Genomic DNA, 24735 nt, shown 5'->3' on the forward strand with positions numbered 1-24735 from the left:
TTGAGCTACTTGTCGTAGACGTAGCGGACCGGGTTCTGGCTGCGCGACCGTTCGTCGTCCGCGAAGACACTGCCGATGAGTACGTCACCGTCGATGAGGGTCGCCCACAAGCTCGAAGCGGTCGTCATGCCGAATGAGGCCGCGCAGGTCAGCGATGGCACGAGAGGGCTCCGGGACGGTTTCGGGCTCCCGGCGGCCGCTGCGCGGCGTCCGGTTGTGGTTTCAGGCTGCGGCCGGTTCCGGTGCGCCGGCGAACTGGGTGCGGTAGAGCTCGGCGTAGCGACCGTTGGCTGCGAGCAGTTCCGGATGGGTTCCGCGTTCCACGATCTGCCCCGCTTCCACCACCAGGATCTGGTCCGCCGCGCGCACGGTGGAGAGGCGATGGGCGATCACCAGCGCGGTGCGGTCCTGCAATGCCTCGTTCAGCGCTGCCTGTACCGCCGCTTCGGATGTGGAATCCAATGAGGCAGTGGCTTCGTCGAGAATCACTACCCGCGGCTGTTTGAGCAGCAAGCGGGCGATGGTGAGGCGCTGGCGTTCGCCGCCGGAGAGCCGATAGCCGCGTTCGCCGACCACGGTATCCAGGCCGTCGGGTAGCGAGGCGATCAAATCGCCTAACCGGGCGCGGCTCAGCGCATCCCACAGCTGCTCCTCGTCCGCTTCGGGGGCCGCCAGTAGCAGGTTGGCCCGGATGGTGTCGTGGAACAGGTGGCCGTCCTGGGTAACCAGGCCCACCGTTTCCCGGATCGAGGCGGTGCTCAACTCGCGAACATCGGTGCCGCCCAGCCGTACCGAACCCGAATCGACATCGTAGAGTCGCGAAACCAGCTGGGCGATGGTCGATTTACCGGCTCCGGAGGAACCTACGAGGGCGATGAGTTCGCCGGGTTCGGCGCTCAGGCTGATTCCGTGCAGCACCTCCTCGCCACCGCGGGTGTCCAGGGTCGCGACCTCCTCGAGCGAAGCCAGCGAGACCTTGTCCGCGGCGGGATAGCCGAAGCGCACATCGTCGAATTCCACCGCGACGCCACCGGCCGGGACCGGTCGCGCATCCGGCGCGTCCTCGATCAGCGGTTTCAGATCGAGGACTTCGAAGACGCGCTCGAAACTGACCAGCGCCGACATGACCTCCATCCGGGCGCTGGCGAGCGCGGTGAGCGGCGAGTACAGCCTGGTCAGCAGCAACGACAGGGCTACGACCGCCCCGGCGTCGAGCTGCCCGCGCAGCGCGTACCAGCCACCCAGTCCGTATACCAGTGCCACCGCGAGCGCGGAGACCAGCGTCAACGCCGTGACGAACACGGTTTGCAGCATGGCGGTGCGAACACCGATATCGCGTACCCGCCGCGCGCGTAGCGCGAATTCGCCGGACTCCTGATCCGGGCGGCCGAACAGTTTCACCAGGGTAGCGCCCGGTGCCGAGAAGCGTTCGGTCATCTGGGTGCTCATGGCCGCGTTCAGGCCGGCGGCCTCACGCTGGATATCGGCCAGCCGGTCACCCATCCGCCGGGCCGGTATCACGAATACCGGTAGCAACAGCAGGGCGAGCAGGGTGATCTGCCAGGACAGCTGGAGCATCACCACCAGAGTGAGGATGACGGTCACCAGATTGGCGACCACTCCGGAGAGGGTGTCGCTGAAGGCGCGCTGGGCGCCGATCACATCGTTGTTCAGGCGGCTGACCAGCGCGCCCGTCCGGGTGCGGGTGAAGAACGCGATCGGCATGCGCTGGACGTGATCGAACACGGCGGTGCGCAGATCCAGGATCAGCCCTTCCCCGATACGGGCCGAAAGCCACCGGATCGCCAGACCCAGTCCGGCATCGAGAACGGCGAGGCCCGCAATGGCAAGCGCCAGCATGATCACCGTCCGGGCGGCGGATCCGTCGATGATCTCGTCGACCACCCGGCCCGCCAGCAGTGGTGTGGCCACCGCGAGTACCGCCGCCACGACGCTCAGTACCAGGAACGCGGCCATCCGGCGCCGGTGCGACCGCGCGAATCCCAGGATTCGCCGCGCCGTGGCGAGGCTGAACGCCCGCTGTTCCTCAGGGGCGTGCATACGCCGGTACATCTGATCCCAGGCAACCGATTCCATGCTCATCCGACATGTCCTTCCGCTCCGGAGCCGATTCAACTCCAGTGCACCGACACTAAAAGCTCAACCTTTATTTAGGTCAAGCTGCCGGGCCGGGAACGGGTGCCAGTTCGAGCCGGACACCGAGCAGCCGGATCGGACGGTCCAGCGGAAACCGGTCCAGAATGCGCAACGCGGTATCGACGATGGTCGCAACATCCGTTGTGGGCTCGGCCAGTTTCGACTGTTTACTGCGGGTATAGAAGGTGCTGGTCCGCACCGTGACCGCCACCCGGACCGCTATCCGGCCCGCCGCGGCGATCTCCGCGGTGACCTCCGCCGCCAGCCGCTCGACCTGCGCGCGAATCTCGTCACGCTCGGTGAGGTCGCGCGGGAAGGTCTCCGATCTGCTGCGGCCCACCGCCGGCGGCGGTTTGGTCACGATCTCGGTATCACCGGCCCCACGCCCCATGACCCACAGGTAAGGGCCGTTGGTGGGCCCGAACTCGGCGGCCAGCACCGACCGGTCCGCCGCCATCAGATCGCCGATCGTGTGAATATCCAATTCGGCCAGGCGGGCCGCGATCCGGGTACCGATTCCCCACAGCGCGTTCGTCGGCCGGTGCGCCATCACCTGCGACCAGTTCGCCGCGGTCAGCCGGAACATGCCCGTGTGGGCGCCCGGTTGCTCGGCCGCCGTATCGGCGGATTTACCGACAGATTTCGCAAACCCGGTGGCCAGTTTGGCGGTCAGCTTGTTGTCCCCGATACCCACCGCGCAGGTCAGGCCGAGTTCGGCGACCCCAGTGCGGATCGCGGCGGCGAGGCTCTCCGGGGCGTCGGTCTCGGCCGCCACGAACGCCTCGTCCCAGCCCCACACTTCCACCTGGTCGGTGAAAGTGCGCAGCAGTGCCATGACCTGCTCCGAAGCCTCGTCGTAGCTGGCTGGATCCAGCGGCAGGAAAACCCCTTCGGGACATTTGCGCGCAGCCGTCCGCAACGGCATCCCGGCCCGGATCCCGTAGGCCCGAGCCGGGTACGAAGCGCAGGTCACAACCTTGCGGGGTTCCTCGGGGTCCCCATTCCCGCCCACGATCACCGGCAGCCCGCGTAGTTCGGGATGCCGCCGGAATTCCACCGCGGCCTGGAATTGGTCGAGGTCGACATGCAACAGCCATCTGGCCACGTATGCAGTCTTACTCCTCCCGGGTGACAACCGGGGGATATCACCGGGCGCGGGCTACACATTCGCTGTACCTGCGGACGTCGTCGTAGCACCGGTGCGAGGGGCTTGGAGGTGAGGGGCATGCAGGTCCGCCGACCGGCGGCCGAGAGCCCGCCGGGCGGTCCCGTCCGACCGGGGACGTGGCAGGTCCACCGGGTGACCGGCCCGGAGTAGCCCGGCGGGGGCCCGGCAGGTCCGCCGAGGCGGCAAACTGGGGTCACACCGCCGGGCACCGGGCGCGGCTCCACCGAGTGGCGCGTTCGCAGAGCCGACGCGGCGCACGCGCTCACCGACCGAAAGGCGAAGATGTCCGATCCAGCCCCGCTCGATTTCGACCTGGCCGCGAAAGTGCTGGCCGCCCAGCCGTTCGCGAACCTGGTCGGCACCGAGCTCGCCGCCTTCGAAACCGGTTCCGCGACCCTGATCGTGCCGATCCGTCCGGAGCTCACACAGCAGTTCGGGTATGTCCACGGCGGAGTGCTGTCCTACCTGGCCGATAACTCGATCACCTTTGCCGCCGGAACCGTACTCGGCGCGAACGTGCTCACCGGCGGTTTCTCGGTCACCTACCTGCGACCGGCCCGCGGCGAACGCCTGCGCGCCGTCGCCGCGGTCACCGGGTCCACGCGGCGCCAGGCCGTGGTGAGCTGCGTGATCACCGCCGAATCGGCGGGTTCCGATCCCGTACAGTGCGCGCTCGCCCAGGGCACCGTGCGCTCCGTCGAACGAGATCTCGGCGACTCCTGACCCACGCCGCGGCTACGCTCGGTGCTGTAAATTCCGGGCCCTCCGCCGGCCGTACTATCCTCCGGCCAGGTATTCCGAGCCGTGGTCGACGCGATCGAATCGGGTCGGTGTGTAGCACCGCGGGCGAAGCGTGACCTCGACCACGGCGCTCGCCGAGGTCACGACCGGAGCCCGTGACCGTTCCCGCCTGCGCCGCGAGCCGGGCGAGCCGAGCGCCGACAATCAGCGGACAGGTATCGAACAAGCCGAGTTCCCGGCCGGGTCTTCGGTAGTCGCACGCGCGGGTCTCCTGTACCGGCTGAGGACGGATGACCACAAGGAGAGCCCCGGGCGTCCGGGGGCACCGGTGTGGCTCGGCCACGAAGTGACCGGCCTGCGGCGGGCCGACGGGAACCCGGAGGCTGGTGATGTGCGACCGGGGGACCGTGCGATGTCCGCGTGAGAACGCGGTGCGCCGAGGTATCGGCGTGTTCGGGGACCGGCATGGCCACGCGCAATTCGGGAGCGGAAACGAACGTGGGCCTAGGCTGGTCGTCGTGACCGACGACGACAGGCGGCGGGATGCGCTCGGGCGGGAGCTGAGCACCCGGATCGGTGCGGATGCGGTGGATATCTCCCGTCGCCGCCGGGTGGAGTACTCCTCCGACGCATCGAACTACAGGGTCCTGCCGGAAGTGGTCGTGTTTCCGCGCAGGGACGCGGATGTGGTGGCGGCGCTGGAGTTCGCCCGTTCCGAAGGACTGCCCTTCACCTCGCGCGGCGGCGGAACTTCCGTGGCAGGCAATGCCGTCGGACCCGGCATCGTCTGCGATTTCAGCAGGCATATGAACGGTATCGCCGAGATCGACCCGCAACGGCGGACCGCGCGGGTGCAGCCCGGCGTGGTTCTCGCCGATCTGCAGCGCCGGGCCCGCGCGCACGGGTTGCGATTCGGTCCGGACCCGTCCACGCAGGATCGCTGCACCCTCGGCGGGATGATCGGCAACAACGCCTGCGGACCGCATGCCATCGCCTGGGGACGAACCTCTGATCGCGTTCGTGAGCTGCGGATTCTCGACGGAAACGGAACTGAGCGCCGGCTTGCCGGCGATTTGGCCGCGATCCCCGGATTACCCCAATTCACCGGCGCCTCGCTCGCAGTTCTGCGTACCGATCTCGGCCGGTTCGACCGCCAGGCCTCCGGCTACGGTCTGGAGTATCTGCTTCCGGAGCGGGGTAGCTCGCTCGCCGGGGCGTTCGTCGGCACCGAGGGCACATGCGGTGTGCTGCTGGACGCCGAAGTGGAACTGGTACCGATACCTGCCGCGACCCTGCTCGTGGTCCTCGGTTACCAGGATCTGGCGACCGCGGCCGACGATATCGCCGCGGTGGTCTCGGTGGCGCCGGTAGCGGTGGAGGGTATCGATGCGCGCCTGGTCGATATGGTGCGGGCCCACGGCCGGCGCGTACCGGATCTTCCGCGCGGTCAGGGCTGGTTGTTCGTCGAACTGGCGGGTGGTGGTCCGTCCGAGGCCCGGGCGGCCGCCGACCGGTTGTGCCGTACGGCCGGTGCTCTCGACGTCCGCGTGATCGAGGACCCCGGCGCCGCCGCGGCACTATGGCGGATCCGCGCCGACGGTGCCGGCCTGGCGGGACGTACTCGCGACGGGCAACCCGCCTGGCCCGGCTGGGAAGATGCCGCCGTGCCGCCTGCTCGTCTGGGCGCCTACCTGCGGGATTTCGACGAGCTGATGGGAGAGTACAAGGTCGACGGTTTGCTCTATGGGCATATCGGCGACGGTTGTATGCATGTCCGGCTGGATCTGCCCCTCGCCGGCGCGCCCGACCGCTTCCGTGCCTTCCTGACCGATGCGGCACATCTGGTCGTACGTCACGGTGGTTCGCTCAGCGGTGAGCACGGCGACGGACGGGCCCGTTCGGAACTGCTGGAGATCATGTACTCGCCCGAGGTCCGCGCCGTTTTCGCCGGGTTCAAGGCGCTGTTCGACCCGGCGGGTGTCCTCAACCCGGGAGTGCTGGTGCAGCCTCGGCCGCTGGATGCCGATCTCCGGCTGCGTGGGCTGGGGCCTGTGGCGGCGGCCGGTGGTTTCGCGTTCGACGGCGACGGTGGTGACCTGTCCACCGCGGTGCATCGCTGCGTAGGGGTGGGCAAATGCCGGGCCGACACCGGCGTTGCCGGCGGCTTCATGTGCCCGTCCTACCTCGCGACGGCCGATGAGAAGGACACCACCCGGGGGAGAGCTCGAGTGCTGCAGGAGGTGGTCCGGGGTGACCTGGACTGGTCCGCGCCTGCGGTGGCCGAATCCCTGGACCTGTGCCTGTCCTGCCGGGCGTGCGGTTCCGACTGCCCGGCCGGCGTCGATATGGCGACCTACAAGTCCGAAACCCTGTACCGCCGCTACCGGGGGCGTCTCCGCCCGCGCGACCATTACGCGCTGGGTATGCTGCCGCGCTGGCTCGCCGGAGCGACTCGCCTGCCGCGTCTGGTGAACGCCGCGGGGCGGCTGGGGCCGTTGCGCCGCTGGGGTATGCGCGCGGCGGGCGCCGATCCGCGGCGTGCGGTGCCGGAGCTGGCCACTCGCCCGTTCCGGCGTATCTGGCGAACGGAATCGTCGCGACAGCAGGTGCGAGCCCCGGAAGCGGGGACCGTGATGCTCTGGGTCGATACGTTCACGAATGCATTCGACCCGGAGATCGCGCAGGCCGCCGTAACCCTGCTGAACTCGCTGGGGTACCGGGTCGTACTGCCCGAGCGACAGGTGTGCTGCGGTCTGACCTGGATCAGTACCGGGCAACTGGATGGGGCACGTGCCCGGCTCCGCCGGACCCTCGATCAGCTCGACGCCCATGTCGGCGCCGGCGGACTGGTGATCGGCCTCGAACCGTCGTGTACGGCCGCGTTGCGCGCCGACCTACCGGAGCTGCTCCCCGACGACGCACGTGCCCGCCCGGTCGCTGCCGCCGTGCGCACGCTTGCCGAGTTCTTGCTGGCACAACCGGACTGGTGTCCGCCCAGCCGCCCCGAGCGAACGATCGTGGTGCAACCGCACTGCCATCACTATTCCGTTCTGGGCTTCGAACCGGATCGCCAGATATTTGCCCGAATGGGTATGAATGTGACCGAAATCGCAGGCTGCTGCGGACTTGCCGGTAATTTCGGAATTCAGCAGGGGCACTACGAAATATCGGTGTCGGTGGCCGGAAACGGATTGTTACCGGCGCTGGCGGGCGCATCCTCCGATGCCGTGTTCGTGGCCGACGGCTTCTCGTGTCGTACTCAGGCCGCCCAGCTGGCTGCGGGCCGCGGACGACATCTTGCACAGATCCTGTTGGGCCACTAGTGATTTCGCGGACCCGAGGCGTCGGTCCGGGTATGCAGGTGGCCGGGCAGCAGGCCCGGTCACCCGCCCGCGGAGATCAGCTTCCGGACGGCAGCGTGCCCGGCTGGATTTCGTAACCGGAACTACCGGCGAAAACACTGCCCCATAGATCGAGCAGCCAATTGAGTGCCTCGGTGATCATGAAACCCTCCAATCGTGGCGGCGGCCACATATTTGCTCAACTCGGGTCATATCGTCTCGCAAACCACCTGCGTTACCACGGAACGAAACGACCGGGTTCCCGTTCTTGCGGGCGTGGTGTTCTCTGTTTTGCGGGCACAATGGCAGGGTGCCTCTTCGATCCGCGGGATCACCGGCCGACTCCGCGCGAACCACCCGCGTGCTGACCGCCGGTGGGCCCATCCACCTCGCGCATACCCTGGCGCCGCTTCGTCGTGGGCCCGCCGACCCCTGTCATCAGATCGACAGCGACGGTGCGCACTGGCGGATATCGCGGATGCCGACCGGCCCCGTGACCTACCGGCTGACCCAGACCGCACCCCGCACCATCACGGCGGATGCCTGGGGCGCGGGCGCCGCGGAATTTCTCGACCAGCTCGAGTCGATGTTCTGCCTGGACGAGAACGTGGATGATTTCGTGCCCGTCCATCCCACGATCGCCGCCGCTCACCAGCGGAATCCGGGTTTGCGCATGCTGCGCACCGGGCGGGTGTTCGAAGCTCTCGTGCCGGCGATCCTGGAGCAGAAGGTCACCATCGTGTCGTCGCACGCCGCGTGGCGGGCCCTGGTGCATCGTTTCGGTGAGCCGGCGCCGGGCCCCGCACCGGAGGGGATGCGGGTTCCGCCGGACGCCGCGACCTGGGCGCGCATCCCCTCGTGGAGCTATCACCGCGCCAATGTGGGGCCGCAGCGCTGGCAGACCATCGTGCGGGCTGCGCGGGTGGCCGATTCGCTGGAGCGTACGGCGGAACTCCCGCCGGCGGAAGCCGCCCGCAAGTTGCGGACCATCCCGGGTATAGGGGAGTGGACAGCCGCAGAGACGGCCCAGCGCGCGTTCGGTGATGCCGACGCCCTGTCGGTGGGCGATTTCCACCTGGCGTCGCTGGTGGGCTGGACTTTGCTCGGCCGGGATATCGACGATGCCGAGATGGTCGAGTTCCTCGAGCCGGTGCGCCCGCATCGCTACCGGACGATCCGGTTACTGGAGGTCAGCGGTCAGGCCCGGAAACCACGGTTCGGCCCACGCGCTCCGATCACCGACCACAGCCGACGCTGAGCTGCAACATGGCGCCGCCTCTGGCGGCGCGGGGTTCGGGGCCTCTTGGGTCTCGTTCTTCACTCGCCCACTCCAGAACGAGACGGGCCCCGAACCATCGGGTGGGCCTCGGCGAGGGGCGGCGGCGCGTTCGCTATCGCGGTCGGTCGTTCCAGGACGAGACAGCCCTGAGCCATGGGGGGTTTCCGAGGCGGCGCCGCGTTGGTGCACCGGTTTGCCGCTCTGGAACGAGATGGGCCGAACCCACTGGTGTGGGCGGCGTCGCGGGCGTCGGCGGCCTATTGGAGTGCGCGGTTGTCCAATACGCAGCGGCCGGATTCCACGAGTGTCGCCCGGGCCCGGCGGCGTACCCGGCACATATCTACGGTGCAGTCCAGGTGCAGTTGCATTGCCGAATGAGCTTGTTCGGCGGTCATGTCTCCCGGATCGTCCCCGCAGTCGAGCAGAGTCGGGATCTGGGTACTCAGATTCAACCGCATCACACACGACCTCCTTGTCAACCGCGGCGATCCTGTTGTCCGCGGTGGGTTTCCGGGTGTGCACATACGACCAACAGCTCACCATAGGCCGAGAAGCGTCCGGAACGGGTGATTTTCGGTGGTATTGCACGCATCGAATTCGCATTGCACCGGTACACCACCGGTATCCGGCCCGGTGTGGCCGCCCGTGCGCGTAGCATCGCGCTCGGTGCCGGCGTGGGCGGCGCCGCCCCTCGACGGAACATATTGCGGCTGATGGAGGAGAACCCGAATGAGCGTCGACAACGGTACGAAGGTGGATCTTTCCGGCGCCGAATGGCTGAGCAGCCCCCCGGACGGTGCGCCCGGTTCGCACAGTGTCGAGATCGCGATGCTCGCCGACGGCCATGTGGGGATGCGGGACGGAAAGAATCCCGACGGTCCGGTGCTGGTCTTCACCCCGGGTGAGTGGGCGGCCTTCACGGCCGGCGTACGGGATGGCGAATTCGATCGTCCGTGATCCGGCCCGTCCCCTGCGATCGTCCGCTACAACCCGGTCACGGCGGGTTTACCAGGTCGTATAACGGGTAGACAACGATATGTGGACCGAGGGATCAAGAATTCCCATCCTCGGCTGCGCAAGTTGGGGCCCAGCGACGGTGTGGCGTGGCTGATCGTCGGGCTGCTCTTCGCGGCGGCCGCGGTGGGGGTATTCGTACTCACCGGCTCGGTGCTGTCGGCACTGTTCGTCGGTGTGCTCGTGGCTTTGGTGGCCACGGGTGTGGTCACAATGCTGTGACCACACCCGGCCGGCCGTGAACGCTGCCGCCGCGTCTCCCGCTCAGCGGCGGAACAGTTTGTTGCCGAGCCAGACGATCGGGTCGTACTTTCGATCGGCGACCCGTTCCTTCATCGGAATCAAGGCGTTGTCGGTGATCTTGATGTGCTCCGGGCACACCTCGGTGCAGCATTTGGTGATATTGCAGTAGCCCAGACCGTGCTGCTCCTGTGCCTCGTCGCGGCGATCGGCCACATCGAGCGGATGCATCTCCAGCTCCGCGATACGCATCAGATACCGCGGCCCGGCGAACGATTCCTTGTTCTCGTCGTGGTCACGGACCACATGGCAGGTGTTCTGGCAGAGGAAACATTCGATGCACTTGCGGAATTCCTGCGACCGCGCGATATCCACCTGCTGCATTCGGTACTCACCCGGTTTCAGATCCGCCGGCGGCGTGAAAGACGGTATCTCCCGCGCCTTTTCGTAGTTGTAGGACACATCGGTCACCAGATCGCGGATCACCGGGAAGGCCCGCAGTGGTGTCACAGTGACAACGTCTTCGGGCGTGAAGGTGGACATTCGGGTCATGCACAGCAGGCGCGGCCGGCCGTTCACCTCGGCCGAACACGACCCGCACTTCCCGGCCTTACAGTTCCACCGGACAGCCAGATCGGGCGCCTGCGTCGCCTGCAGTCGATGAATGATGTCGAGAACCACCTCGCCCTCGTTCACCGGCACCGTGAAATCCCGGAGCTCCCCGGTCTCGGAATCGCCGCGCCATACGCGGAACTGGGCGTCGTAACTCATCGCCTCACGCCTCCTCGGTCTTCGTTTCGCGGCCCGGCGCGGCCGAACCGGCCTGGGCCGCCGGATGTCCGGCGAGTTCGTCCGGGGTGTAGTACTTCTCCAGCTCCGCGAAGTCGAACAGGGCCAGCAGTTCGGGCCGCATCGGCGTCTGTTCGCGTTCGGTCACCGAGATGTCGGGGACACCGGTCTCGGTCGATTCGCCGTCGATCGCGCAGACCAGCAGCTTGTTGCGCCACTGCGGGTCCATGCCCGGATGGTCGTCGCGGGTATGGCCGCCGCGGCTCTCGGTGCGCAGGAGCGCGGCTTGCGCCACGCATCGGCTGACCAGCAGCATATTGCGCATATCGAGGGCGAGATGCCAGCCTGGATTGAACTGCCGGTGCCCTTCGATGGTGACGTGTGCGAACCGCTCGCGCAGTTCGTCGAGCCGGTCGATCGCCTCGCGGACCTCCTGCTCCTTACGGATGATGCCGACCAGATCGTTCATGGTCTGCTGCATATCGGTGTGCAAGGTGTAGGGGTTCTCACCCGAACCGCCTTCCGGCGGGTCGAACGGGGCGAGCGCGATATCCGCCGCGGCCGCGATATCGGTCTCCGATACCACCGGCCGGCCGGACAGCTGCCGGACGTATTCGGCCGCGCCGAGCCCGGCGCGGCGGCCGAACACCAGCAGATCCGACAGTGAGTTGCCGCCGAGCCGGTTGGATCCGTGCATTCCCCCGGAACACTCCCCGGCCGCGAACAGACCCGGTACGTGCGCCGCACCGGTATCCGGGTCCACCTCGATACCACCCATGACGTAATGGCAGGTCGGGCCTACCTCCATGGGTTCCTTCGTGATGTCCACATCCGCCAGCTCCTTGAACTGGTGGTGCATGGACGGCAGCCGCCGGGTGATCTCCTCGGGGGTCAGCCGGGAGGCGATATCGAGGTAGACACCGCCGTGCGGGGTGCCCCGGCCGGCCTTCACCTCCTCGTTGATCGCCCGCGCCACTTCGTCGCGGGGCAGCAGATCGGGGGTGCGGCGGGCGGAATCGTTATCGCGCAGCCACTGGTCGGCCTCTTCCTCGGTTTCGGCGTACTGGCCTTTGAAGACCGCCGGAATGTAGTCGAACATGAAGCGTTTGCCCTCGGTGTTCTTCAACACCCCGCCGTCCCCGCGCACCCCCTCGGTGACGAGGATGCCCTTCACACTGGGCGGCCAGACCATCCCGGTGGGATGGAACTGCAGGAACTCCATATTGATCAGGCGCGCACCGGCCCGCAGGGCCAGCGCATGCCCGTCACCGGTGTACTCCCAGGAGTTCGAGGTGACCTTGTAGGACTTGCCGATACCGCCCGTGGCCAGTACCACGGCCGGGGTTTCGAACAGGATGAAACGCCCGGATTCGCGCCAGTAGCCGAAAGCGCCGCTGATCCGGTCGCCGTCCTTCAGCAGATCGGTGATGGTGCATTCGGCGAAAACCTTGATCCGCGCTTCGTAGTCACCGGTTTCGGCGTAATCCTCCTGCTGCAGCGAGACGATTTTCTGCTGCATGGTGCGGATCAGTTCGAGACCCGTCCGGTCGCCGACATGCGCCAGCCGCGGATAGGTGTGGCCACCGAAGTTGCGCTGACTGATGCGGCCGTCGGCGGTCCGGTCGAACAGGGCGCCATAGGTTTCCAGTTCCCAGACCCGGTCCGGGGCTTCCAGCGCATGCAGTTCGGCCATCCGCCAGTTGTTCAGGAACTTCCCGCCGCGCATGGTGTCGCGGAAATGGGTTTGCCAGCTGTCCTTCTCGTTGGCGTTTCCCATGGCCGCGGCGCAGCCGCCCTCGGCCATCACGGTATGTGCTTTGCCGAACAGCGATTTGCATACGACCGCCACCGAGAGGCCGTGTTCGCGGGCCTCGATCACAGCGCGTAGTCCGGCACCGCCGGCACCGATCACGACCACGTCGTAGGTGTGCCGTTCCACTTCGGGCATAGCCGTCCAAACTCCTCAGTCGATGATGCGAAGATCAGAAATCGTGCCGCTCGCCACCAGCATCACGTAGAAGTCGGTGAGTACGAGGGTGCCGAGCGTGATCCAGGCCAGCTGCATATGCCTGGTGTTGAGCTTGGAGACCTGGGTCCAGAACCAGTAGCGCACGGGGTGGGCGGAGAAATGCTTCAACCGGCCGCCGGCGATATGCCGGCAGGAGTGGCAGGACAGGGTGTAGGCCCACAGCAGGATCACGTTCCCCGTGAGGATCAAGCTGCCCAGACCCATCCCGAAACCACCGGATTCACCGTGGTAGGCGCCGATCGCGTCGTAGGTGTTGATCACCGAGATGATCACCGCGGCATAGAAGAAATAGCGGTGTGCGTTCTGGATGATGAGTGGCAGCCGGGTCTCCCCGGTGTACTTCGCGTGGGGTTCGGCCACGGCACAGGCCGGCGGGGAGAACCACACCGACCGGTAGTAGGCCTTCCGGTAGTAGTAGCAGGTGAGCCGGAACCCGAGCAGGAACGGCAGCACCAGGAACCCGAGCGGAATGAACATCGGGAGATCGCCGAACGGCGTGCCGAAATGGCTGGCACCCTCCACGCACGACGTGCTCAGGCAGGGTGAGTAGAACGGCGTCAGGTAGTGATAGTCGGGCACCCAGTACGCGGTGCGCACGAACGATCTGACGGTCGCGTAGACGACGAAGGCGCCGAGCCCGATCACGGTGATCAGGGGCGGTAGCCACCATCGATCCGTACGTAGGGTGCGGGCGCTGATCCGGGCCCGGGTCCTGCTGAAAACACCTGTTCCCGATTCGGGAGCGGTCGAAGTTGTCGCGGCACTCACTGGTCGATGCCTCACTGATCGGCGGTGCGGAAAGCCGGAAGACCTCCGCGATCGAATGTGATGCTGAGCACCATACGGCAGGGTCGCTATCGGTCGAGCGGGGTCTGCGTAATCTCGGCCCCCTCCGGGTGTAGTGATTTGCGACACATTTACTGCCGATCTTGTCGGGTGAATACACCGCAAACACGAGCGGCCGGCCGCCTCTCCGGCGACCGGCCGCTCTCGACACCCCGGCTCGTGGCCCGGGGTGGAAGGTTCAGTTATCCGGTGGTGAACCCGGGGGTGCTACTGGGTGCGCGGCCGTGAATGGAAGCCGAGCCCCTCGTCCTGTGCGCCCATCCACGCCGACTCATCTGATTTGCTGTCGGGTACGTAGATGGGTTCCTGGGCGCGGCGGGCCACCGGTGGCGGCGGGCTCTGTTCGAACTCGTCGGCATCGATGCAGAGCCGCTCCAGGTCGTTCTCCAGCCGGCGGATCGTGCCCGCGTCCCCGTAGTGGGCGCGTAACACTCCGATGGACTGCCGGAGCTGGTTTACGGCGTACCGGAGTTCCGCGAAGTCGCTACGTGTCATGGATACCTCCTGATTTGCTCACCGGTCGCGGTGGGTGACGCCGCGTGGGCTGCACTGGCCATCCGGCGTAGCTTGTGACCGACCACACAAGGTGATCTACAACACAGTACGGCAAAAATGCGATTCCGGCTCGTCGGATGGTCAAGATCAGATTTCGGTTGGGAGCCGATGTGTACAACTGCCGGAGCCCGGCGACGGCCCGGTAGCCGACCGGCGGTGGTGCGGTCGCGGCGTCGAGATGTTTCGAGCGGCAACTACGATTTTCGCTAGAGCAGGTTAGAAAGCTTCATCGAACCACGAAGCGGGCGAAGTATCCCGGTTTCTGGGCAAATCACTAGAAGCTGTTAGATTTCCCTGATCGTCTGCGCGCGGACCGGCCGTGCGGGTCACGGTCTGGCTGGGTCTCGATCGGGCTCTCTGGCATTATCTAGCGTAACTGCTAGACAGTCGGATAATGCGGAATCGGCGACTCAGGTGGTCACACTCCGCAGGTAACGCCCGAAATGGGGCACCGTGAACCCGATCGTCCCCCGTTCGGCGGAGTAGATGAGCCCCTTCTTGATCAGGCCGTCGCGAGCCGGTGAAAGGGATGCGGGTTTGCGGCCCAGCTCCGTCGCGACCGCCGCGGTCGCGACGGGGCCCTCGTCGCCGGACAGATCGGCCATAGCGCGCATGTACTCGCGCTCCGCCGGAGTCGCGCGCTCGTAGCGGGAACCGAAGAATCCGACGGCCAGTTCCTCCTCGGCGGTAGGTGCGGCGACCTCCACGTCCTCGGCGGTGATCGGGCTACCGGGGGCTTGATCCCAGGTCGCCTTGCCGTAGGCCTGGACGAAATACGGATAGCCGTCGGCCTTGCGGTACAGCGCAGCCAGCGCCTCGTCGGAGAACTTCACCTCTTCGCGTTCGGCCGGCGCGATAAGAGCCAGATCGGCCGACTCCCGATCCAGCCGGTCGATCCGGTGATAACTGAACAGCCGTTCGGAATAGCTCTTCGACGCCGACAGTACGGCCGGTAGATGCGGCAGACCCGCACCCACCACGATCAGGGGTGCGGCGTCCTGGCTCAACTCGTGGCAGGCGCCGCAGATGGCCGAGATATCCGTCGGTGCGAGGTCCTGCATCTCGTCGATGAAGATCGCGATACCCACGCCGATATCCGCGGCCAGGCCGGCGGCTTCGGTCAGTAGTTCCACCAGATCGATTTCGATATCGCCGGAATCGGCTCGGCCGGTGACGGCCGGGACATCGATACCGGGCTGCCAGCGTTCCCGCATTCCTTTGTCCGCGGTGGCGCGCAGGGCGAATGCCTTGAGTATGCCGAGGAAGTCATCGACACGTTCACTGTTGTTATGAGCTTTGGCGATGGCCCGGGCCGCCATGTGCAGCGCCGAAGACAGCGGCCGTCGCAGTTCCTGATCCGGTCGCGCCTCGATCTTGCCGGTACCCCAGCCGCGGGCGCCGGCGGCCGATCGCAACTGATTGAGCAGAACGGTCTTGCCGACGCCGCGGAGTCCGGTGAGCATCACGCTGCGTTCCGGACGGCCCCGCGCAATACGTTCGCAGACGACATCGAATGCATCGAGTTGCTTTCCGCGCCCGGCGAGTTCGGGCGGACGCTGGCCTGCGCCGGGTGCATACGGGTTGCGCACGGGGTCCATAACTCTCCTACCGTAGCGCGCCTATCCATATATATGGGCGAATCTATGCCGTGTCCTAGACGCGGCTATCCAGAGAGGGTGGTGGAGTCGTCTCGCGGCGGCGGAGGGGTCCGTAGCCGAATCGACACGCCCGCCGATACCTTGCCGTGACCTATCGCCGTGCCGAAAAACCCTTCGCGCACAGTGTTTTACACCTGTACTCCCAGCGTGCGAGAAAAGTGGGCCCGTTCGGCTGGACAACACCGGGCAGGCATCGTAACCTCTTTGTGACTTAGTGGAGTCGAGTCGTTTCGTCAGTGAGGCGGCGCCACTGGTCGCCGCCATCGCAGGCCGTCGCGATATGCGTAGGACGCGCGTCCGACGATGGTGGGAGAGCACGAAGATCGGAGACGGAGCTCGGTGGGTAAGCACAGCTTGCAGCGAGAATCCAAGCTGCCAAATTCTGTCAAGGGCGCGCTCGTGATGGGCACTCTCGCAGCGACCACGGGCACCATGCCCGCGATCGCCAATGCCGCGACCACCACGATCGATGTTCCCGGCATCGGCAAGTTCGATGTCGAGGTTCCGGATCAGTACGCAGCCCAGGCAGACCAGCTCAATCAGCAGCTGAACCAGGCGCTCTCGGCGGCCCCGCAGGCGATGCCCGCGGCACCGGCACTGCCGAATTTCGCCCCGCCCGCGCCGGCGCAGCCGCAGACCGCCGGTGATGTCGCCCTCGACGCCGCCAAGACGAAGGTCGGCGCCATGTATTCCTGGGGCGCCGCGGGTCCCTACAACTTCGACTGCTCCGGCCTGGTGCAGTGGGCGTTCAAGCAGGCCGGCATCAAACTGCCGCGTACCAGCTTCGAGCAGTCCCATGTGGGCGCGCCGGTGGCATTCCAGAATCTGAAGCCCGGCGATATCGTCATCACCAACGGTGGCGGGCACGTCGGTCTCTATGCCGGTGACGGCAAGCTCCTGAATGCGGTGCAGTCCGGTGAGCCGGTGTCCTACACCAACCTTTCCGCCGACGATGTGGTCACCGCGCGTCGTATCGTCTAAGGGGTGAGTCCAGCTCCCTCTGTTCCGGACAATGGTCCGGGCCAGGCCAGGGTCGACTCCTGGATCTGGGCTGTGCGATTGTTCAAGACGCGATCGGCTGCCGCGGCTGCGTGTCGCGGTGGGCATGTACGTGTCAACGGTGCGACAGCCAAACCGGCGCAGCCGGTGCGACCGGGTGACGAGATCCGTATCCGCAGTTCGGGGATCGAGCGGATCGTCATCGTGGAACGGGTGATCACCAAACGGGTAGGTGCTCCGATCGCCGCCCAATGCCTGATCGACCGCAGTCCAGCCCCGCCGCCGCGGGAAGTCCTCGCCGCCCTCCCGCAACGCGATCGCGGAACCGGTCGCCCCACCAAACGGGATCGCCGGGAAACCGATCGCCTGCTGGGGCGGACCGACCGCTGATTCGGCACCGCGACCGGCCGTCGAACCCCCAGGCGTGTGGCGATCGCGCCCCATCCGGCAGCTTTCCGGGCAAACCCACGTGCTCGGGTCTGCGGCCGGAACAGCGGTCGGACTTCGTTCAGGGTGCTGGATGGTGCCCGGGCATATCCACCGATGTGAGGTCCCCGATCTCCCGGGACGCGGCGATGCCACCGAACGGTGTCGAGAACACGGCAAAGAACGTCACCGGATCAGCGGCGGTGAGTTCGATGAGATTGGCCGCCGCCGGCGAGATTCGTGCGAATCGCCGCGCGAGTCGCCCCGCATCCAATGCCGGCTCCGGTGCTCCGGGCGGTATCTGCCCTACGCGAACTGAACCTGTCGCGGTATTCGCGGAGAGTGCGGCTACCACGGTGTCCTCGAAAACCTGGGCCGCGTGGACGACGCCGCGGATGGTGCACCCCGATTCGCGGATATCGCGCAGCGCATTGTCGAGATCGTGACGGTCGGCGGTATCGCAGCGCACCACCACGACCCGGTCTTCGAAACCGTCGAGCAGTGGAGGCACCGGGCGCGGCGAACGGGTGGGCACCAGAACATCGCGGGCACCGGATACCAGTAGCCGGCGCACGATGACCGAGCCGAGCGCGCCGAGTCCGCCACTGACCACATAGGTGCCCGCGGTATCGATATGCATCGGCGGATCCAGTGCGACCTGGGCCGCAAGCAGCCGGATAGCCCGGTTGGCGTCGACCATTCGAGTCCATGCGATGATATCTGTGGGTGGGAGGTTATCGGTGAGCCGTATCGAAGCCAGCGTTCCGGCGCCCGTGACCTCCGCCCGCAAATCTCCTCCGGCCGGGCCGATTTCAGCGGCGGCCGGATCCTGATGGTTCCGGTCCGTCGACGGATCGCCCGCCGTTTCCTCCGCTGCGCCCGTTTCGGTCGAAGATGCCGGGGCGCAACGGTTTACGTATTCATCGCTGACCTGTGACCCGCCATTGGCCGTTCCCGTATACGGTTCCCGGCCGTTGGCGCCGGCATGGAACGGCCGGTTCAGGTGCGGCGCGGTGGCCCGAGTCGCCTGAACCTGGGCCAGGCAGGTCAGGAACGTGGTTCCCTCGTCGTCACTACGAGCCGTGGGATAGGTCGTATGGGTGAACTGCGGGAATTCGCGCAGTACATTGCAGAGAACCGGATGCGGGGCGACCTCCAGCACGATGGTCGATTCCGGGCCCGCTGCGGCCCGATCCAGTGCGGCCGCGAGTTGTACCGGTCCGGTGAAGTTCTCGATCCAATAGCGGTCCGTAGTGGTCGGTGTATCGATAAGTGCACCGCGGCGGGCGGTGGAGTACATCGGGATATTCGGGGTTGTGGGGCGCAGTGAGCCCAAGGTGACGCGGGATTCGGTCGCGGCCGCCGATCGGCCGATCGGCGGGGCGAAAGTATCGCAGCGCTGCGCCGCGATATCGCGGCGTCGCGCCCGGCGCACGACGGCGTCGATATAACGGGGCGGCCCGGACACGAGTACCGAGCGCGGCCCGTGGACGGCGGCGAGCACGACCTGTTCGCGCACGGGGTCCACCAGACGCCGCACCTCCGGCACCGAGGCCCGTAGTTCGGCGACGACATCGGATTCCGCCATCCGGCGCACGGCCTGGCCTCGGGACAGGGCTACGCGGACGGCATCGGGCAGGGGGAGAGCACCGGCGGTCACCGCCGCCGCGACCTCCCCGATACCGTGGCCGATCACCGCATCGGGTCGCACACCCCATGAGATCAGCAGCGTCGCCGTGGCCACCTGGTAGGTGAACAGGGCGGCCTGGGCAAACACCGGATCTTGTTGTTGCCGGTCCGGCCACTGCGCTGCACCGGGGTGGCGGAAACCGTGGCGAGGAGTCCATACCCGCGGCCCGCCCGCCGCCACGACGGCGTCACTGGTGCCGAGCACCGCCGAGGCGAAGGCAGGGTATCGTCCGGCCAGGGTGCGCCCCATTCGCGCGTGTTCGCCACCTTCCGGCGAGAACAGGAAAATCACGCCGCCTGCAGAATCGGTCATCGGCACGACAACGGGTACGACGGGGTGCGGCTACGGCCGGGGCGAGCGGTGCGCACGCGCCACCGGCCGCTCGGCGAGCCGTGAATCCAGCACAGCAGCTGCGTGTCCCGCCTCACGCCACGATTATGCCGGAAGAATCCACCGTGCCGGACCGGCCGCGGGTGTACGAAATCTGCTGCTGTCCGTGAGAATTCGACGCAAATGTCCGGCAAACATATGGCGACCGCGGCCGGATCTGCCGAGCCGCGGGCCCGCCGGGTCGTTGCCTCGGCTCCGGCCGGGGCGGCTCAGATGGTGTCCGGCGGCCTTGCTGCCACCGTGCCGGACCCGACGGGCCAGGGTCACAGCGCCGAAGAATGTGCCGCGGCCGCGCTCCCGGCCGGTGCTGCACCTCGTTTGCCGGGCCCCGGCTGCGGTGTGCCGCGTTTGTTCGTGCCGCTCGCGCCCGCCCCGGATGGGCCGGTACCGTTGCGGTGTGGCTGCTTCCGTCGACGGACGAACCCCGACTTTCCCCACGGTGCTGCGCTGCTGCGCGGCCCTGGCCGCCACACCGGCGCGGCTGTTGCGGCCCCGTAAGGCCGATACCTCGCTGCTGTCGCGACTGGAATCGGTATCCCCGCCGCGGGCCCGGGTGAGTGTCGAGTTGACCGTGCTGTTGCAGGGCCGGATGAAGGCGCCGACCGCCATCGTGGCCGAGGGGGTACGCAGTCTGGGGCATCTGCCGATGGTGATGGGGGCGTATCTGGTCGAACATCCGAAAGCGCGATTCCTGGTCGATCCCGCGCTCTGCGCCCATGTTCATCGTCAGGTACTGCCGGATCTGCCGTTTCCGATCCCCCTGCTGGTCGCGCCGGACAAGCCGGTGCTCGGATTGGCCGATGCGCTCGCCGCTCGCGATATCGATCCCGCCACCATCGATTTCGTGCTACCGACCCACTTGCACTGGGATCATATTTCCGGCCTGCTCGAACTTCCCGAATCGGTGCCGGTACGGCTGCCCGCCGCCGAACTGGGCTGGGCGCTGGAAGGCCCGCACGCACCGGCCGGAGTGGTGCGGGGCCCGCTGCAGGGCCGATCGCTGGATCCGCTCGAGTTGGACGGACCGCCCGTGCTCACCTTCGAACGCAGCCTGGATCTGTTCGGCGACGGGTCCGTGCTGCTGGTGGACCTGGCCGGGCACACTCCGGGCAGTGTCGGCGTACTCCTGGCCACGGCCGGCGGTCGCCGGGTGCTGCTGGCCGGGGATGCGGTCTGGAACCGGCTGCAGATCGAACTCGTCCGGGAGAAGGCGCCGATGCCTGGGCAGTTGTTCGACGCCGACCGGGATCAGGCTTTCGAAACCATTCACCGACTGCACGCGTTACCGGCCGATATCGAGGTGGTGGCCGCGCACGACTACGACGCCGTCGCCGCATTGGCCGCGCACTGACGAGCTGGGGCCGGCCGGGATGGAGGTGGGCGCAACCGCGTCGGCGCGGCGCCGTTGTCGACACTGCGCACTGATGAGCGGGTTCGGCCGAGTCGATGGTGGCCAGGGGGGAGGTGGACGCCGCCGCGTCGATCCGGCGCCGTCGTCGCCCACCGAGGTGGCCCGACAATGTTCATGGCCGTGGCTGCATCCGCTCGGGAAGGGAGGATGCAGCGCTTGTGGCCGGGCCGAGGGGTCGGCCCGCGGTGCCCGCAGCGCTCGCGGCCCGGTCGGTCTGCGATGGCAGCAGGACCGATAGCGCGGCAGCGTTATCCCTAATGGCGCGGGCGGTGGAGTAGCCGACGCGGGCGCGGCAGGCCGGGACTACCGTGTGGGAAGCCGGCTGCTGTGAGACGGCTTCCCACACTCGGCGCCGGATCGATCGCCATACCTCCGGCGCGGCTTACGGGCCGGTTCAGGCCGAAACGAATCGAGCCAGCCGGGCGTTGATCAGTTCCTCGGCCTCCGAGACCATCCGGCCGATCAGGTCGGCGCAGGTCGGAATGTCTTCGATCAGGCCCTGACACAGGCCCACCGACCAGATGCCGGCGTCCAGATCGCCGTCCTCGAAGACCCGCCGGCCACGGGCGCCCGAGACGAGTTCGCGGACGTCTTCGAATTTGCCGCCGGCCTTCTCGATCTCGACGACCTTGCGGCTGATCTCGTTGTCGGCGACCCGTGCGGTGTTGTGCATGGTGCGGAAGATCAGCTGGGTATCGCGCTCGGAGTTGGCGACGATCTGCTCTTTGACCTGCTGGTCGATGGAAGATTCCTGGGTGCACAGGAAGCGGGTGCCCATATTCACGCCGTCGGCGCCCAGCGCCAGTGCCGCGACCAGGCCGCGGGCGTCGGCGATACCGCCGGAGGCGATGATCGGGATGGTGAGCGCGCGTGCGGCCGCGGGAATCAGCACCAGACCGGGGATATCGTCCTCACCGGGGTGCCCGGCGCATTCGAAACCGTCGATACTGACCGCGTCGACGCCGATCTTCTGTGCCTTGAGCGCATGCCGCACGCTGGTGCATTTGTGCACGACCTTGATCCCGGCTTCGCGGTAGGTCGGCAGGAACGGTTCCGGGTTGCTCCCGGCCGTCTCCACGATCTTGATCCCGCTGTCCACAATGGCCCGCACGTACTCCTCGTACGGCGGTGGGTTGATCGACGGCAGGATGGTGAGGTTCACCCCGAATGGCTTATCGGTGAGTTCGCGGGTGCGCGCGATCTCGCGCCGGAGGTCGTCGGGGGTCGGCTGGGTGAGAGCGGTGATGAAACCGAGCCCCCCGGCGTTGGCCACAGCGGCGACGAGTTCGGCCCGGCCGACCCACATCATTCCGCCCTGCACGATCGGATGTTCGATACCGAAGGTCTCGGTGAACCTGGTCCGCAGCATCGCCTGCTCTCCTCACTTTCCGCGGATAGTCCGCGCATGCTGCATGGTGCCATGCCGATGATGACCCGATCAACCCTGGAAGTGAGCCGTGATTCGCATAAGTGACCGAGTTCGGCGGTAGCTGGCCGGCGTGCCGAGGTGTCGGTATCGTCGCAAATATGCGCGTCAACGCGCGTGAACCTGTTTCACGGTCCGGTTCCTCGGAATTAACGGCCATTCGGTCCCGCTTTCCTTGCCGGTGCCGATGTGAATTGTTATTCTGCCGACATGTTCACACCGCGTGTGGCGCCGGACACTCCGGTGGGTCACGCGGTACCGAGAGGAGTACGTGGGATGACCACCGGTGCGCAGGCCCTCGACGAGCCGATCCGTTCGCGTCGCAACCACTGGAACAATCAGATCGCCACGCACGCGGTGATGCGGCCCGACGAGGTCGCGATCCGATTCCGCGGCGCCGACACCACCTGGCGGCAACTGCACGAACGGTCGCAGAAGTTCGCCGACGCGCTCGCCCGGCGCGGGGTCGGCTCCGGCGACCGGGTGCTCCTCCTGGCGCTCAACTACCCCGAATACCTGGAAGCCGTGTTCGGGATCAACGCGCTCGGCGCGATCGCGGTCCCGGTGAACTTCCGGCTCACCCCGCCCGAGGTCGCCTATATCGTCGGCGACAGCGGCGCCAAGGCCGTGGTCACCGATACGGTGCTGCAGCCGCTGGCCACCGCGGTGCAGGCACAGGCCATCGGGCTCGACCACGTCTTCGTTATCGGCGGGAGCAGCGGTGAGGGTGTCATCGGCTACGACGACGCGCTCGCCGAGGAGGGTGCCGCGCACACCCCGCTCGATATCCCCGAGGACAGCCCGTGCCTCATCATGTACACCTCCGGAACCACCGGCAGCCCCAAGGGCGCGGTCCTGTCCTACGGCAATATGAACGCCCAGGCGCTCACCTGCATCCGGGCGTTGGCGATCGAACAGGAATCGGTGGGTTTCTGCACATCCCCGCTGTTCCATATCGCGGGACTCGGCAGCCTCGCGCCCGCCTTCATGCTGGGTTCCAAGACGGTGCTGCATCCGCTGGGCGCCTTCGATCCCACCGAATTCCTCGACGCTGTCGAAGCCGAGCAGGCCACCACCGCGTTCTGTGTACCGGCGCAATGGCAGCTGATCTGTGACGAACCGACGGTGAAACAACGCAAACTGGCGCTGAAGGCACTCAGCTGGGGGGCCGCCCCCGCATCCGATACCGTGCTGAAGGCGATGGCCGGCGCATTCCCGGACGCGTTCAACGTGGCAGTGTTCGGGCAGACCGAAATGTCGCCCATCACTTGCGTTCTCGAAGGCAAGGACGCCATCCGCAAGCTCGGCTCGGTCGGCAAGGTCATCCCCACCATCCAGGCCCGGATCGTCGACGACGAGATGAACGATGTCGCGCCCGGTGAGGTCGGCGAGATCGTCTACCGCGGCCCCAGCATGATGTCGGGGTACTGGAACAAGCCGGAGGCCACCGCGGACGCCTTCGCCGGAGGCTGGTTCCACTCCGGTGACCTGGTGCGCCAGGACGATGAAGGCTTCGTCTACGTCGTGGACCGCAAGAAGGACATGATCATTTCCGGCGGGGAGAACATCTACTGCGCCGAAGTGGAGAACGTCCTGTTCGCGCATCCGAAGATCCGGGAGGCAGCGGTCATCGGACGGGCGCACGAGAAGTGGGGCGAGGTTCCGGTGGCCGTGGTCGCGCTGAACGACGCGGACGGCACGCTCACTCTCGAAGAACTGGAACCCTTCCTCAACGAGAACCTGGCTCGCTACAAGCATCCGAAGGAACTGGTGATCGTCGCGGAATTGCCGCGCAATGCCAGCGGCAAGGTCGTGAAGGTGGAGCTGCGCAAGGACGGCGCGTAGTCCCCGCACCACTCGAGCATGCTCCGGGCCGGCCGGTGTCCACACCGGCCGGCCCGGCATGGTTCCGCGTAGCGCCGGTGTCCTGGGATTTTCCCGACCCATTGTGCGGCACGGCCGCCGATGGTCGATCATCTACGGCATGCCGGAACAAAACGCTGCTGTTCTCGCCCTGCACTGGCAGGTGAATGTCATTCGGCCGGAGGGCTTCTTCGGTCCGATGCTCGCCGAACCGGTGGCCGCCAGCGGAGTGGTACAACGGGCCGCCGACTTCCACAAACAGGCCGCGGACCTGGGGCTGCCGATCGTCTTCACCCGGTTCATCGTCCCCGAGGACGAGGGCCGGCTGGTGCGCAACACCGGGTTCATGGAATCGGTGGGTGCGGCGCAGCACGAGTTCCGGCCGGACGCCGCGGGCAGCCGGCTGATCGAGGAGATGGCGGACCAGGCCGACCATATCGTCGACAACCAGAAACTTTCGGGCCTGGCCGGCAACGACCTCCCGCGCTGGCTGGTGGACAGCGATATCGACACCCTCTTCCTCACCGGTGTCGCAACGAACCTGACGGTCGAGCAGACTGCGCGCCACGGCACCGATCTCGGCTTCACCGTCTACACGGTCGCGGACTGTGTGACCGCGGCCGACCCGCAGGTGCATACCGCTTCGTTGTCCAATATCGCGCTCGTCAGCGCAGGTCTGCGCACGGCCGCCGACGCCTTCGACCGGCTGTAGG

Annotated in this window: 22 protein-coding genes; 11 read left to right on the forward strand and 11 right to left on the reverse strand. The window is 66.9% G+C overall.

The features are described 5' to 3' along the window. Positions 1-5: 5 nt before the first annotated feature. From NFL01S_RS37375 to NFL01S_RS25775, 3 genes are all read right to left on the reverse strand, one after another. Positions 6-128, reverse strand: a complete 123-nt coding sequence (locus NFL01S_RS37375) for a hypothetical protein (protein ID WP_280507996.1) — start codon at positions 126-128, stop codon at positions 6-8. A gap of 94 nt (positions 129-222) precedes the next feature. Further along, complete coding sequence (locus tag NFL01S_RS25770; protein ID WP_062978890.1) at positions 223-2103, reverse strand: ABC transporter ATP-binding protein; 1881 nt, start codon at positions 2101-2103, stop codon at positions 223-225. Between the two features lie 73 nt (positions 2104-2176). Beyond that, on the reverse strand, positions 2177-3262 hold the full coding sequence (locus tag NFL01S_RS25775; RefSeq protein ID WP_062978891.1) for a DNA polymerase IV: 1086 nt from the start codon (positions 3260-3262) through the stop codon (positions 2177-2179). A 345-nt stretch (positions 3263-3607) separates the two neighbouring features. On the opposite strand from NFL01S_RS25775, the gene NFL01S_RS25780 reads away from it, so the two are divergent. The 4 genes from NFL01S_RS25780 to NFL01S_RS25795 all read left to right on the forward strand — a co-directional run bounded on the left by NFL01S_RS25780 (position 3608) and on the right by NFL01S_RS25795 (position 8665). Then, positions 3608-4048, forward strand: a complete 441-nt coding sequence (locus NFL01S_RS25780) for a PaaI family thioesterase (RefSeq protein ID WP_062978892.1) — start codon at positions 3608-3610, stop codon at positions 4046-4048. A 130-nt stretch (positions 4049-4178) separates the two neighbouring features. After that, the gene (locus NFL01S_RS25785) at positions 4179-4490 is read left to right on the forward strand and encodes a hypothetical protein (RefSeq protein ID WP_062978893.1); all 312 of its coding nucleotides are present in this window, start codon (positions 4179-4181) and stop codon (positions 4488-4490) included. Positions 4491-4584: 94 nt separating this feature from the next. Further along, entirely contained in the window at positions 4585-7389 is a 2805-nt protein-coding gene (locus tag NFL01S_RS25790; RefSeq protein ID WP_062978894.1) for an FAD-binding and (Fe-S)-binding domain-containing protein, read from the forward strand. Between the two features lie 328 nt (positions 7390-7717). Beyond that, positions 7718-8665: a DNA-3-methyladenine glycosylase family protein gene (locus NFL01S_RS25795; protein ID WP_371851858.1), complete on the forward strand. Its 948-nt coding sequence runs from the start codon at positions 7718-7720 to the stop codon at positions 8663-8665. Positions 8666-8943: 278 nt separating this feature from the next. Here the strand turns inward: NFL01S_RS25795 and NFL01S_RS25800 are convergent, their stop codons facing one another. Then, entirely contained in the window at positions 8944-9144 is a 201-nt protein-coding gene (locus NFL01S_RS25800; RefSeq protein WP_062978896.1) for a hypothetical protein, read from the reverse strand. A 271-nt stretch (positions 9145-9415) separates the two neighbouring features. Between NFL01S_RS25800 and NFL01S_RS25805 the strand changes: the two genes are divergently transcribed. Continuing rightward, positions 9416-9643: a DUF397 domain-containing protein gene (locus NFL01S_RS25805; RefSeq protein WP_033246591.1), complete on the forward strand. Its 228-nt coding sequence runs from the start codon at positions 9416-9418 to the stop codon at positions 9641-9643. 81 nt (positions 9644-9724) lie between these two features. Beyond that, entirely contained in the window at positions 9725-9922 is a 198-nt protein-coding gene (locus NFL01S_RS25810; RefSeq protein WP_033246590.1) for a hypothetical protein, read from the forward strand. A gap of 42 nt (positions 9923-9964) precedes the next feature. On the opposite strand, the gene NFL01S_RS25815 is transcribed toward NFL01S_RS25810, so the two are convergent. From NFL01S_RS25815 to NFL01S_RS25835, 5 genes are all read right to left on the reverse strand, one after another. Beyond that, positions 9965-10711, reverse strand: a complete 747-nt coding sequence (locus NFL01S_RS25815; RefSeq protein WP_062978897.1) for a succinate dehydrogenase/fumarate reductase iron-sulfur subunit — start codon at positions 10709-10711, stop codon at positions 9965-9967. Positions 10712-10715: 4 nt separating this feature from the next. Next, positions 10716-12677, reverse strand: coding sequence for a fumarate reductase/succinate dehydrogenase flavoprotein subunit (locus NFL01S_RS25820; protein WP_062978898.1), 1962 nt, complete (start codon positions 12675-12677; stop codon positions 10716-10718). A 15-nt stretch (positions 12678-12692) separates the two neighbouring features. Further along, the gene (gene sdhC / locus NFL01S_RS25825) at positions 12693-13526 is read right to left on the reverse strand and encodes a succinate dehydrogenase subunit SdhC (RefSeq protein WP_062978899.1); all 834 of its coding nucleotides are present in this window, start codon (positions 13524-13526) and stop codon (positions 12693-12695) included. Between the two features lie 285 nt (positions 13527-13811). Continuing rightward, on the reverse strand, positions 13812-14099 hold the full coding sequence (locus NFL01S_RS25830) for an Rv0250c family protein (RefSeq protein ID WP_062978900.1): 288 nt from the start codon (positions 14097-14099) through the stop codon (positions 13812-13814). Positions 14100-14569: 470 nt separating this feature from the next. Beyond that, on the reverse strand, positions 14570-15757 hold the full coding sequence (locus NFL01S_RS25835; RefSeq protein WP_062978901.1) for an ATP-binding protein: 1188 nt from the start codon (positions 15755-15757) through the stop codon (positions 14570-14572). A gap of 462 nt (positions 15758-16219) precedes the next feature. Here NFL01S_RS25835 and NFL01S_RS25840 point away from each other — a divergent pair, with 462 nt between their 5' ends. Together NFL01S_RS25840 and NFL01S_RS25845 are read left to right on the forward strand one after the other, a co-directional pair. Beyond that, complete coding sequence (locus NFL01S_RS25840) at positions 16220-16798, forward strand: C40 family peptidase (RefSeq protein WP_062978989.1); 579 nt, start codon at positions 16220-16222, stop codon at positions 16796-16798. Between the two features lie 3 nt (positions 16799-16801). After that, positions 16802-17206 carry an RNA-binding S4 domain-containing protein gene (locus NFL01S_RS25845; RefSeq protein WP_062978902.1) on the forward strand — a complete coding sequence of 135 codons (405 nt, stop codon included), beginning with the start codon at positions 16802-16804 and terminating at the stop codon, positions 17204-17206. A 118-nt stretch (positions 17207-17324) separates the two neighbouring features. Here NFL01S_RS25845 and NFL01S_RS25850 read toward each other — a convergent pair whose 3' ends face one another. Further along, positions 17325-19244: an acyltransferase domain-containing protein gene (locus NFL01S_RS25850; protein WP_084493254.1), complete on the reverse strand. Its 1920-nt coding sequence runs from the start codon at positions 19242-19244 to the stop codon at positions 17325-17327. 475 nt (positions 19245-19719) lie between these two features. Here NFL01S_RS25850 and NFL01S_RS25855 point away from each other — a divergent pair, with 475 nt between their 5' ends. Then, the gene (locus NFL01S_RS25855; protein WP_245670883.1) at positions 19720-20673 is read left to right on the forward strand and encodes an MBL fold metallo-hydrolase; all 954 of its coding nucleotides are present in this window, start codon (positions 19720-19722) and stop codon (positions 20671-20673) included. A gap of 454 nt (positions 20674-21127) precedes the next feature. On the opposite strand, the gene NFL01S_RS25860 is transcribed toward NFL01S_RS25855, so the two are convergent. Then, complete coding sequence (locus NFL01S_RS25860; protein WP_062978905.1) at positions 21128-22102, reverse strand: NAD(P)H-dependent flavin oxidoreductase; 975 nt, start codon at positions 22100-22102, stop codon at positions 21128-21130. Positions 22103-22435: 333 nt separating this feature from the next. Between NFL01S_RS25860 and fadD5 the strand changes: the two genes are divergently transcribed. Both fadD5 and NFL01S_RS25870 read left to right on the forward strand, forming a co-directional pair. Continuing rightward, positions 22436-24004 carry a fatty-acid--CoA ligase FadD5 gene (gene fadD5 / locus NFL01S_RS25865; RefSeq protein ID WP_062978906.1) on the forward strand — a complete coding sequence of 523 codons (1569 nt, stop codon included), beginning with the start codon at positions 22436-22438 and terminating at the stop codon, positions 24002-24004. A gap of 139 nt (positions 24005-24143) precedes the next feature. Continuing rightward, complete coding sequence (locus NFL01S_RS25870) at positions 24144-24734, forward strand: cysteine hydrolase family protein (protein WP_062978990.1); 591 nt, start codon at positions 24144-24146, stop codon at positions 24732-24734. The last annotated feature ends 1 nt before the right edge of the window (position 24735 follow it).

Origin of the sequence: Nocardia flavorosea NBRC 108225, from assembly GCF_001613385.1 — a bacterium.
In the GTDB taxonomy this organism is placed as follows: Bacteria; Actinomycetota; Actinomycetes; order Mycobacteriales; family Mycobacteriaceae; genus Nocardia; species Nocardia flavorosea.